This window comes from Photobacterium sp. DNB22_13_2 (assembly GCF_052873915.1).
This window is the reverse complement of sequence record NZ_JBNNXU010000015.1, coordinates 21,451-33,589: the sequence shown is the minus strand read 5'-3', so window position 1 is coordinate 33,589 and position 12,139 is coordinate 21,451. Positions and strand designations below refer to the sequence as shown.

The window sequence follows — 12,139 nt, the reverse complement described above, 5'->3', positions numbered from 1 at the left end:
TGTTTCTTGATTTAGAGCCACTAGATCTTCAAAACAATGCCTTGTCTATAAGCTTATAAATTCTCGCTGAACCTGCATCTTGAAGTAGCTTGGGTATATGGTTAATGTACCGCTATCTCGGGAAAATTATTTTCTTATTTTTCCTCCACCAAAGACCTTTAGTAGAAAAGTTTTCCCCATGGAATGCACTGTGTGACATAAATCATATAATTTATCGTCCTCGGTACAAACAAACACACTAAACGCGTTGATAACTCAAAAACGGGGTATAAAAAAACGGCCCTATTGGACCGTTCTATTTGCAGGGCATCTTACTTGCCTAACATTTACCTTTAATCAGCTCGCTGCTCTTAGTGGTAAAGGCTCGGTTGCCAAACTGTCTGCTTTGCCAAGCAGTTCATCGACAATAGTTTTTAGCAAGAACGTTTCACGTTCAATCGACATGCCTTTTTTCTCACTGTTGGCGATGGTGTGCTCGTTATGGGCGATCGCGTCAAAAATATTGATCCAAACAGGTTTCATGCCATTTTTAACTTCATAATCTTCCAGCTTGGTGTTCCCTAGCTGTTCATCGATGGTGCACACGTAGCAGTATGAGAGCATGTGAACAATGTCAAAATCAGGCTTGTACCAAGGGCGGTATTCTTCGTAGGTACCAAATTCACGAATATCCCGAATATTCTGGGCCCCCGTTTCTTCTTCCAACTCGCGGATCAAGCCTTCAATGGCATCTTCGCCTTCATCAATACCACCACCTGGTAAGGTATAATCGTGGTAACGCTCGGTATACAACATTAAGATATTGTCACCATTCAGAATGATGCCTCGTGCCGCCTTACGGAGAAACGTCTGTTGCTGATTCACAGACGCTTCAAAGTTTTCTAAATCAGGGTGCACGGTTGATTTCAGTAGTCGCATGTTTATTTTCCGAACGTTCAACAAGCGCTGCATTCTAGCTGATAACCCTCCATTACCCAAGCTAAAGACTATACGCAGCCATCCAAAATCACTTAAGCACATAAGCATTCATTCGCTTGACCATTGTCAGCCCGGCAGTGCAATCATAGAGCCTCAGCGCCGTCAGTGTAAATTGCAAACCCAGCACAGAGCGATTATACATATTTCCATTTTCGCTAAACACTGTAGCTATGGCTTCTCGGAGTAACTGATTTTTTGTCTTTGTCGGTATAGAAAACTGCCATTGAGTCTCTTTGGGTTTTTCAACATCAATCGGGCAAGGAATATGCCCGGGGTAGGTTTGCCAGGGAGTCATTAACGCTTGAGGATAGCATTGCTGCAACCAAGCCATGTATATACCATGCTTTAATGCCCATTGCGTTTCCATTGCGAACATAGCTTTGAGCACGGACTTACTGTAAAACGGCAAGCAAAAGTCCAGCTGGAAACGGTCCATGTCTTCGTATGGCAGTGCTAGATGGTGATGTTGATCGTTCTCCCACAAGAACAATTGATAAGCTTTGATGAGCGGTAAATGCGCATACTCCTCGAAGCTATCAATGATATTTTGCTTGAGTCGTTTCTGCAGCATTTCGCCCTGCCTGACTAAACGCGGTGGAATATAAGCCATCTGCTGCTCTAAATAACAATCAACCAACAGCTCAAGGTTCTCTTGTCGACAAGCCTCAATGATAGCTTCACCGGTATAGATCTGCCCGACACATACGCTACCACCATTCCCAGACCAGAAAAGCCGAGGACGAGCTAATTTATCATAGTATTCAAAGTTATCAGGTTGCCAGTGTTTACCTAAACGTTGCTCAACGGTTAGTTCCTGGGTATCAGTCACCCGTATACTGTGAAGAGGAATATGATGATAGGCTGCGAATTGCTGCCCATAACTCGCATCCTGCGAATGGTTCCGCGAAAAGTTAAGGCACTCAACTTCGGCTCCCCTTCTCTGTAGTTCAGCTGCAATTACCCGAGAATCTAACCCTCCGGATAATGTACTGACGGTCGAGCTATCCGAACCAAGGTATCGCTCAGTAGCTTGTTTGAAGCCGGCATCCAAACTATCTAAGCCTTCTTGCAATGAACATGGCGTTATATCGGTATCAGACCACTTAAAGTATCGTTTTCGTTGAAGGCCGATTGAGTCAGACTCCAACATATTCAAATCTGAGATTTCTAGCATCTCACCAGGACGAGAGGCAAACACTTGGTTATAAGGCGTCTTACTCCCTAACGGGTAGCCTAAGGTTGCTATTTCTGTCAGCGCCTCAAGATTATTTTCAAGCGGGATCCCTAGCTCAGGGAACAAGCGTAAGCAGGTGCTAAATATCACGGCGCCTTGAAACTGCATAAAGTAGTAAGGCCTGACCGCTAAACTATCTGTATATATCGATAGTCGTTGGGTCCTTTTCTGGTAATGAAATATACAGAAAGTCCCCTCGGCCTCGAGCAGGGATTGTTCTAGGTGTTGGTATTCAAGCAGCGACTCCATATCGCTTTTAATACTTGAAGTTAGCAATGGGTGCCCAGTCCCAACGACAAAGCCCTTTTCATCGTCAGCCTTCGCAGCACCACCGTAGCACTGATAATCAACTTGACTCAAAAATAGGTAAGAATCAGAAAAACTATGACGAACGTCATCCTGATTGCGTGAAATGTGTCTATCTATATTGTGCTTGACCGCTTTGAGCTCAGGTGTCCAGCGAGTCGAAAAAATGCCTGCTATTATACTCATGCCCACTCCTTATAATCTTTCCATAAATAAGGCAATTTGTGAGCCAACAAGAATTAAAATTTAAATAGTTGAATTTAAAGGAAAAAATCTCCCGCCGTTCATTTTTTTTGCTAATTGCAAAGCAATTAAAAAATCCCCCAAGCCATTAATAAGCTTAGGGGATTTAAAAATATCGCAGTCCTTAAAGGCTCATCTACGCTGTTAATTGAAATCAAATAGGCGCTTAAAGAAACTCTCAACTTTTCGGACACAGCCTTGCTTAAGGGTTCCCTGAGGATCCCAAGCAGGGAGGTGAGTTTGTCCCACACAACTTTGCGATAATACGCCACGTTGATCACGGTAGTAATCAAACTCGGTAATTTGCTCAGGAGCCCGCATAACCAAAGGTTCAGGGTCACGGCTTTGGATATAATCCGCATACAAACGCAGTGGTCCCGAAGAGCCAGTCAGCTTGACCGCCTTGTTATCATCCCTTCCCATCCAAACCGTCACCACCTCGCGGCCATCAACACCGACATACCAGCTATCACGGCCTTTATCAGAGGTACCGGTTTTCCCTGCTAGACGAGAAGAAGGCAAAATTTTATTAAGGTATCTTCCCGTTCCTTCACTCACCACGCGTTGTAAACCATACATGGTCAGCCAAGAAGCTTGCTCAGAAACAGTTTGGGTAGAAACCGGTAACGACTGGAAGAGTATGTTACCTTCACTATCCACTACCGCACCCAGTGCAGATAACTCGGTACGATGCCCGCCACTGGCAATTGTCTGATACATTTGAGTGACTTCTACCGGTGTCAGGGTAAACGCTCCTAACAAAATAGACGGCAATTTCGGCACCTCATTTTTATCAATACCAAGCTTTTCCATGGTACTAATGACTTCATCCAAACCAACAGCCATCCCTAAATTCACCGTCGGGATGTTGTATGATTTTGCCAAAGCAGTATAAAGTGGCACTTCTCCACGATATTGACGATCATAGTTACGCGGCGACCAATTTTCTCCATTCTGACCTTTTAGGGTCAACGGCCGATCTTGAAGGCTTGTTGAAAGAGAAAAACGCTTAGGCAATTCTAACGCCGCCAAATATATAGCCGGTTTTACCACCGAGCCGATCTGACGCTTGGCATCAACGGCACGATTGAAGCCGTCGTATCCCGGACGAGATCCACCCACCATCGCTCGTATCTCACCACTCACTCGGTCTGCGACCACCACAGCCGTTTCAAGCTGGTCACCGGCTTTAGACTCAAGCTGCGGGATCACTTTACGTACAGACTGCTCAGCCGTTTCCTGAGAACGGGGATCCAGAGTTGTAAAGAGCCTTAGCCCCTGTCCTGCCTGATAATTATTCACTTTATCAGCCAACTCACGCTGTAACTGACCAAAATATGCAGGCTGACGGTTTGAGATCGTTCCTTTGTCTTGAATATCGAGCGGTTTATCTACTGCGGCAAGATAGTCATCTTGTTCCAATACCCCGTTTTCGAACATCAACTGCAATACCAGGTCCCGGCGACGCTTGGTACGCTCAGGGTAACGCCATGGATTATAATATGATGGGCCTTTCACTAAGCCAACCAACAACGCTTGCTGATCTACCCGAAGTTCTGACAACGGTAAGCCGAAGTAAAACCGCGAGCCTAGCTCGAAACCATGCACCGCATCGCGACCGCTTTGCGCCAAGTATACCTGATTCAGATAGGCATCCAGAATCTGATCTTTGCTATAACGATAGTCAATGATCAGCGCCATATACGCTTCACGCGCTTTTCGCCATAAACTGCGTTCACTGGTCAAAAACATATTCTTGGCTAATTGCTGAGTCAAGGTGCTACCACCCTGCACTGTCCGTCCAGCCTTTAGGTTAGCAAGAAATGCCCTTGCTATTGCTGTCGGTGAAACCCCGTCGTGCTGATAGAAATCGCGATCTTCTGTTGCAATCAATGCATCGATAAGAGCTTCTGGCATTTCATCCATGGGACGATAGAGACGCTGCTCGTCTGTCTGTGCTTCCAGCATCCCTAGCAGTTTAGGCTCAACTCGGATATAGCCGAGCTCTCGGTTTGTCTCCGCCTCAACAATTGATTTAACCTTGGAGTAGTCAAATTCAACAACTACATGCCGGGCATCTTGCTGACCATCGCGAAATTCAAATGGACGGCGGATCAACTCAACCTTCAATCGGCTAGTCGAAAACTCCCCAGGACGAGAGGGTTTACTGACTTTACGGTATTTAAGAGCTTCCAGTTCGTTGATCAAATCGTCATAGCGGATCACCGCGCCAGGTTGTAGTGCCAATTCACGCGCATATACAACAGAAGGTAATTGCCACAACTGCCCCTCGAACTTTGCTGTCACTTCATCATTAATATTGACACCCATCTTTATCAGCCCACCAGCGGTAAGCAGGCAGACGCCCAATACGGTAAATTTCAATTTACGGTATGAGCGGCGAGATTTACTGACGATTTCTGGCTCTGATGATAGCTGGTTCAGTTCATTGGTTTTAGGATCATTAATTTGAGGCTCATTGGACTTCTGTTGCTTGGTCATAACGTCGCTTTCGTGGCAAATTCGCGCCGACCTTACCCCAAGGTTGAGTTAATTTTGTCAGTATTTTGTCAAAGCATATTACTCCTTTAATCAAGCCGTACCGCCAGAAACGACCTAACCCCTCCTCATGTCTGGATATTACGGTCAAAATCACGCAAAATACGCGCCCCACAACTGATAGCCAAGCAGAGATGAAATGGAACGCGATTACAAACTAGAGTGCCTAATGACAATGCCACGCCATGAACTGGAAGAATTCAGCTTGCGTGTAATTGGCCGCATGGTTCCTGAAGATACGATGCAAGAAATCTTTACCTTTGAACAGGAAGAGATCGACAGCGAAGATCGCATGAAATCTGCCCAGTTTGATGCAATGCTGCGTATGACTGCTATTGCTCTTGGTGAAGTCAGCACCGCTTTCGAAGAATCAGAAAATGCCAAGCAAAATACGGAACGTATGACTCGCCTTGTTCTTTGGCACTTCTATGCCATGTCGTTCAATTTGGAAGAAGCCGTTACTCTTGAGCAACACTGTGAAGAAGTGGAAAAAGTATTAGTTAACGCGCCAAAAGACGCATTTGGCTGGATTAAAGCACTGACGGACTTGCTTCATACTTACGCTGAACTTAACGAAAAGCGTAACTGATAGCTGGTATATACCTAACCATAATCTCTTCTCCAGCCAGAGCCGCTTGCTCTGGCTGGAGTATAGAGGCTACCCTAATGACGCCTGATGCTTGCTGATCAAGTCGTCCATCGCCTCTACAGCGCGCTGCTGAACATGATTAAAACAATCTTCATGGCTCATTGCCTCAACCACCTCGTAATAACATTTCAGCTTTGGCTCTGTCCCTGAGGGCCTAACCACAACGCGTGATCCATCATCTAGGTGATAAATCAACACATCACTCGGCGGTAAATCTATCGGTTCTACCTGCCCGTCGGCATAGATACGTTGAGGTATTTTCAGGTCATCGGTTATGGCCACACCTCGTCCTGCAATCTGGGTCGGCGGCGTTGCGCGAAGTGTATCACCAATCGGCGGTGTTCCTGGCTGTAAAGCAATACTGCGCTGAGCATTAATATATAAGCCATGTTCACGATAAATAGATTCAAGCTGATCCCACACCGTTTTTCCTTTCACGGCCAGTTCCGCGGTTAACTGAGCAAAAGCAACGAGCGCAGACAAACCGTCTTTATCCCATACGACATTACCCACGGTGTAACCGAGTGCTTCCTCATAGGCAAATAAAAACTGGCTATCTTCGGTCTGTTTCTCCATTGCCACATTCGTCAGCCACTTAAACCCTGTCAGCGTCTGAAAGAAGGAAGCATCTACCGACTCAGCAATATTTTTCAGTAAAGTCGACGAAACTATCGTCGTGCCCACCAAATTCTGTGTCGGTCCTGCATGGGTCAACAAGTAATGGCCTAGCAACACACCGACCTGATCGCCAGTCAGCATTTGGTAAATTCCTTCCTCCGTTCGTACGGCGACGGCAAACCGATCCGCATCGGGATCGTTAGCACAGGCCAGCATAGCTTGATGTTTATCGGCTTCGGCGATAACCAAATCCATCGCCCCCGGCTCTTCAGGGTTAGGAAAATTCACAGTAGGAAATCGGCCGTCCGGCTCTCGCTGAGCAGCGACACTGTAAACCTGACTAAACCCAGCATCAGCGAGTAACGACTCAGCCAACTCAGCCCCAACACCATGCATCGCGGTATAGGCCAAGCTGAGCGCTTCAGGCTCGTTATGGTTTGAAAGCAAATCGCTGTTGTTAAGTGCTTTTCGATACTCGGTGTAAAAATCACCATTTAGCCACACAAGCAAGCCTTCCCGTTCTGCATCATCAATAGAGTGCTCAGGTAAAGGTTCAGTGGCTGCGATATCTATCTGCTGAGCGATTCCTGAATCATGAGGAGGGATAATTTGTGCACCATTACCCCAGTACACTTTGAACCCATTATAGGCCGGCGGGTTATGGCTAGCAGTGACAACCACACCAGCAGCAGCGTTAAGATGACGTACGCCAAAAGCAACAACAGGGGTAGGAGCCACTTTTTCTGTCAGGTAGACCCTGATCCCCAAAGACGTGAGCATTGAGGCCGCATCATGAGCAAACTGACGAGAATCAGGACGGCCATCATAACCAATCACCACCCCTTTTGACGCAGACTCGGTATTTTCCTGAAGCAGATATTTACCCAGTCCCAAAGCCGTTTCTTGAATAACCAACCGATTCATCCGGTTTGGCCCTGCACCAACAACACCACGCAGCCCCGCAGTACCAAATGCCAGACGAGCAGAAAACCTCTCAACCAACTCTGATTGGCGATTAGCATCCACTAATTGTTGAAGCTCTTTTCGTGTGACAGGATCTGGGTCCCGCGCTAACCATGTTGAGATTTCTGGTGACATGTTAGCACTCCCTATAAGTAACCGTTTGGGAAAGTATAGAGCGTGTGCCACAAGGAACAATTATCTTTGTCTTAAAAAGCAGACTTAACGATATGAAAAATAAGTCATTGGAAGGTGTGGGGAGTTTCTCGCAGACATAAAAAAATCCAGCCCCGAGAAGGGCTGGATTCATTATTAATCACACTCGATGGTTAAATCTGAGTTGATTAATCTTCGAAGCGAGGCTTACGGTCACGCTGAGGAGCGCCATGGTTACGTTCACCACGGAAGCTACCACGGTTGTCGCCACCACGGTTGCGGTCGAAGCGACGTTCGCCTTCACGACGTGGACGGTTGCCATCGCGGTTACCATCACGGTTACCACGGTAGCCGCCACGGTTACCTTCGCGGTTACCATCACGGTTGCCGTCACGGCCACCACGACGGTGCTCACGTAGTACATCGTCAGCAACAACAACTGCTTTCACTTCGTTCTGGCGAATACGTAGTTTCTTAAGCTGAGAAGCAACTTCGCTTGTCATCTTCTTAGGAAGCTGAACATATGTGTGACCAGGAGCTAGTTTGATAGCACCGATGAACTCTTTGCTCAGACCTAGTTCGTTTGCGATAGCACCAACGATATCTTTAACCTGAACACCTTGCTCACGACCAACCTGCAGCTGGTATGTATCCCAGTCAGCGTTGTTGTAAGTGCGACGCTCACGACGTTCGCCACGCTCACCGCCACGTTCGCTACCACGGTCATCACGACGACGCTCACGACGTTGCTTCTCACGCTCGATAGCAGCGATCATTGGGTCCGGACCTTTGTAGAACAGAGGACGGTTACCCTGCTGACGCTTAAGTAGCATTGCAGCAAGTGTCGCAGCATCAACTTCGATGGTTTCTTGTAGTTTCTCTACAAGCTCAACGAATGCTTCTAGGCTAGATTCTTCTTTCTGAGCTTCTAGCTCCTGACCTAGACGGTTCAGGCGAGAGGCAGCAACAAGATCACGGTTAGGAAGTTGGATTTCTTCCATGCGAGACTTAGTTACACGCTCAATAGTGCGCAGCATACGGATTTGGTTGGTGCGAACCAACAAGATCGCCTTACCATCACGTCCAGCACGGCCAGTACGACCAATACGGTGGATGTATGACTCAACATCGAATGGGATGTCGTAGTTAAATACGTGAGTGATACGCGGTACATCAAGGCCACGAGCTACAACGTCAGTCGCAACTAGGATATCGATAACACCTTTTTTGATGTGATCAACAGTACGTTCACGCAGTGACTGAGGAATATCACCGTGTAGTGCTGCAGCTTTGAAACCACGAGCAGATAGCCAGTCAGCTAGACGCTCGGTATCCTGACGAGTACGAACGAATACGATAGACGCATCAGTTTCTTCAGTTTCAAGAAGACGCATCATTGCTTCGTCTTTCTCTACGCCTTTAACTACCCAGAACTGCTGCTCAACCTGAGAAACAGTACGGTTTTCACCAGCAACGTCAATACGCTCTGGGTTACGTAGGAAGCGGTCAACAATTTGCTTAACGATTGGAGGCATAGTTGCCGAGAACAATACGCGCTGAGCTGACTCTGGAGCTTGTTCCATGATCCAAGTAACGTCATCAACAAAGCCCATTTTTAGCATTTCATCGGCTTCATCAAGTACAAACGTACTTACTTCATCAAGGTGCAAGCGGTCACGAGAGATAAGATCTTTCACACGACCTGGAGTACCAACAACAATGTGAGCACCATTTTTAAGTGCACGCATTTGATCAACGATAGATGCACCACCGTAAATCTCTAGTACTTTAAGACCCTTGATGTTTTGACCAAGAACTTTAATTTCAGCAGCAACCTGAATTGCCAGTTCACGTGTTGGAGCCATAACAATAGCCTGAGGCTTATGCTGACCTAGATCCAACTTGTTTAGTAGAGGCAAAGAGAATGCCGCTGTTTTACCTGTACCTGTTTGCGCTTTACCTAGTGCATCAGTACCAGTAAGTAGAAGAGGAATAGACGCCGCCTGGATAGGTGTCGGCGCAACGAAGCCCATTGAGTCTAGTGCGGATAGTAGTGTGTCGGCCAGTTCTAACTGACGAAATTCTGTAACAGATTCTTGCATTGGGATCCCAATAAATGATCTAACGTAAAACGGGGCCCCTAACGCTAATAAACGGTTCTGCAACAGCAACCACAAGCTTGGGCCTCGACTATAGAGGCGCGCATTGTGCGCCAATACAAGATAAAAAGCCAGAAAAAATTGAGCACTGTCACAAATTAACCTTCAAGTACCTATTATTTATACAAACAGGTTGATTTGGTAACTCCCTTCATACTATCAGTCTTAAATTTGAAGCTAAACCCTCTTATTAATAGGGGGATATAACGACATAAACTCCTCTTTATACTGGCAATATGTCGGAATCATAAATGCAAAGTTGATTTCGACCTGCTTTTTTTGCCCGGTACAAAGCCATATCCGCTTTATTTATTAACTGACTAGCCTCGTCCGCCTGCGATATATCAAATAATGGCTGTTGTGATATACATTCAGAAGCTTCTGTATCAACATCGCACAGGGGTAACTCTGCAGCTGGCATATAACACCCACCACCGCTAAGCGTAATGACTCCTTGCTGATTCATTCGGTGTTCCAGCTTCATTAGTCTTGCCCCTTCAATCATATCGTTGGCTAACATTTCCAATTGCTGCTGGCTGCACTTTGGCAAGATACATGCAAACTCTTCACCACCAAAGCGTGATAAAACAGCACCTTCATATTTTCCAGCCAATGTATCTAACATACTCGCGATCTTTTTGAGGCACGCATCACCGTGCAAATGGCCATAGCAGTCATTGAATGCCTTAAAATGATCGATATCTAACATTATGATCCCCAATGATGAGCCATTTCCCTTTGCCTCTTGCCATAATCTTCGGTAAGCATCATTAAAGAAACGTCTATTCGTGACTTGTGTTAGTCCATCTTGCATCGACCAATGCTCCAATTTTTGATTTGCCGCCTCTAAAGCATTATTAGTAGCGAGTAACTCCTGTGTCCTTTGGTTTACCCTCTTTTCCAACTGCTGATTGAGCTGCCTCAATTCTTCATATTGTTGATGAATTACAATCTGCTGAGCCAGAGCAGCTCCAAACAATTTGAATATTTGTTTTACATGCTCAGTAATCGGCTGGCGCTTAAGCAAGTTATCTGCAGCAATCCAGCCAATACATCTATCACCATTCCACATCGCTATCATCGCGTTCCAGCCAGTTCCGACTTGTTCAGTGCCGTAATAAAGAGGGGCGTTTTCTTTCACAACGACATGATCCTTTCGGCTCAGAGCCTCATTGACTAATGGATGATCAGGCACTGCACTACAAAATGAGCGTCGGCATACCAACTGACCATCAGGATCGGTGCCGTATGTTCCTCGCATTTCATTTTTATCAAAATCAATCAGAAACACCGCCATTCGATCGATATCAAGTTTTTCTCGACCCAACCTCACCGCCGTTTTAAACAATTCATCACTGGTAGTTGCTTTTGACAAACTTAATGTCAGCTCATGTAGGTTTTTGAGCAATTTCAAATACTGCTTAAGGGATTGGTTCCGCAATGCAAGCTCAGCTTCGGCGCTCTTACGGCATTGATGTTGCGAGTCTAATTCTTTCATCAGTACCCGCGCACTGACATCAGACGCAATTACCGCAAAAAAATTTTCGACTTCTTTAAGCCTTGCTTCAAAGTATTCAGGCTTATCCGTTTCGGCATAGATATAACCCACTGGTCTATCATGCATAACAATAGGAAGCACTAATTGGCACCAATCACCACTAGTGTCATACCAAATAGCTTTATATGGCCTATTAACATAGGTTCGAACAAACTGGCCACTATCACGAGCAAATTGAATAGGTCCTAGCGGGACACCATTATATTCATCAAGCGATAGCCCCGCCGAGTAATAATCAAAGACGCCATCTACCCAACTTGCATACACCATAATTTCACTTTCCTGTTCAATCAGGAACGTCATGTTTTGTAAGTGAAAGTTATTCTGAAGCGTAACCAACAACTTTTGACACCATTCGGCCATATTTTCCTGTCGAACCAATTGCTCAACGAGTTTGTCAAATTCTCTATTTATCACTTTTACCATAATCTGCACCTAGCCATGCTGTAACAGCTATTTTGCTTATACGTTGATAACTAAGCGTCTAGCCATCAAAGTGCAACTGTTTGTTATTCCAGTTATATCTTATTATCAGGCACTTGGTTGTGAGGCAATTTGTAGAATGAGGCCAATGTTATAAATTTATTTCGTTATCGATCATTTATTCGGCGACTCACATGCTGCCATGAGTGAAGGTCATTTTTGCCACATTGGGTCTTGAGCTTGGTTTTATGGGCTGAAAACTTTATAGTGTGCATGTTAACAACCTGAGACCGGGC

7 protein-coding genes are annotated in these 12,139 nt (G+C 45.8%); 1 reads left to right on the top strand and 6 read right to left on the bottom strand.

The annotated features are described in order from the left end of the window. Positions 1 to 336 precede the first annotated feature (336 nt). The 3 genes from ACVA58_RS19300 to mrcB form a co-directional block, all read right to left on the bottom strand. Positions 337 to 918 (bottom strand): NUDIX hydrolase, encoded by a 582-nt coding sequence (locus ACVA58_RS19300; protein WP_446511994.1) that lies wholly within the window; start codon positions 916 to 918, stop codon positions 337 to 339. Between the two features lie 88 nt (positions 919 to 1,006). Continuing rightward, on the bottom strand, positions 1,007 to 2,704 hold the full coding sequence (locus tag ACVA58_RS19295; protein ID WP_446511993.1) for an asparagine synthase-related protein: 1,698 nt from the start codon (positions 2,702 to 2,704) through the stop codon (positions 1,007 to 1,009). A gap of 201 nt (positions 2,705 to 2,905) precedes the next feature. After that, entirely contained in the window at positions 2,906 to 5,263 is a 2,358-nt protein-coding gene (gene mrcB / locus ACVA58_RS19290) for a penicillin-binding protein 1B (protein ID WP_446511992.1), read from the bottom strand. Between the two features lie 196 nt (positions 5,264 to 5,459). Here mrcB and ACVA58_RS19285 point away from each other — a divergent pair, with 196 nt between their 5' ends. Further along, positions 5,460 to 5,909 (top strand): exoribonuclease R, encoded by a 450-nt coding sequence (locus tag ACVA58_RS19285; RefSeq protein ID WP_446511991.1) that lies wholly within the window; start codon positions 5,460 to 5,462, stop codon positions 5,907 to 5,909. Between the two features lie 69 nt (positions 5,910 to 5,978). Here ACVA58_RS19285 and ACVA58_RS19280 read toward each other — a convergent pair whose 3' ends face one another. The 3 genes from ACVA58_RS19280 to ACVA58_RS19270 all read right to left on the bottom strand — a co-directional run bounded on the left by ACVA58_RS19280 (position 5,979) and on the right by ACVA58_RS19270 (position 11,846). Continuing rightward, positions 5,979 to 7,685, bottom strand: a complete 1,707-nt coding sequence (locus ACVA58_RS19280; protein WP_446511990.1) for a phospho-sugar mutase — start codon at positions 7,683 to 7,685, stop codon at positions 5,979 to 5,981. 206 nt (positions 7,686 to 7,891) lie between these two features. Beyond that, complete coding sequence (locus tag ACVA58_RS19275; RefSeq protein WP_446511989.1) at positions 7,892 to 9,805, bottom strand: DEAD/DEAH box helicase; 1,914 nt, start codon at positions 9,803 to 9,805, stop codon at positions 7,892 to 7,894. Between the two features lie 280 nt (positions 9,806 to 10,085). Continuing rightward, positions 10,086 to 11,846: a sensor domain-containing diguanylate cyclase gene (locus ACVA58_RS19270; RefSeq protein ID WP_446511988.1), complete on the bottom strand. Its 1,761-nt coding sequence runs from the start codon at positions 11,844 to 11,846 to the stop codon at positions 10,086 to 10,088. Positions 11,847 to 12,139 lie beyond the last annotated feature (293 nt).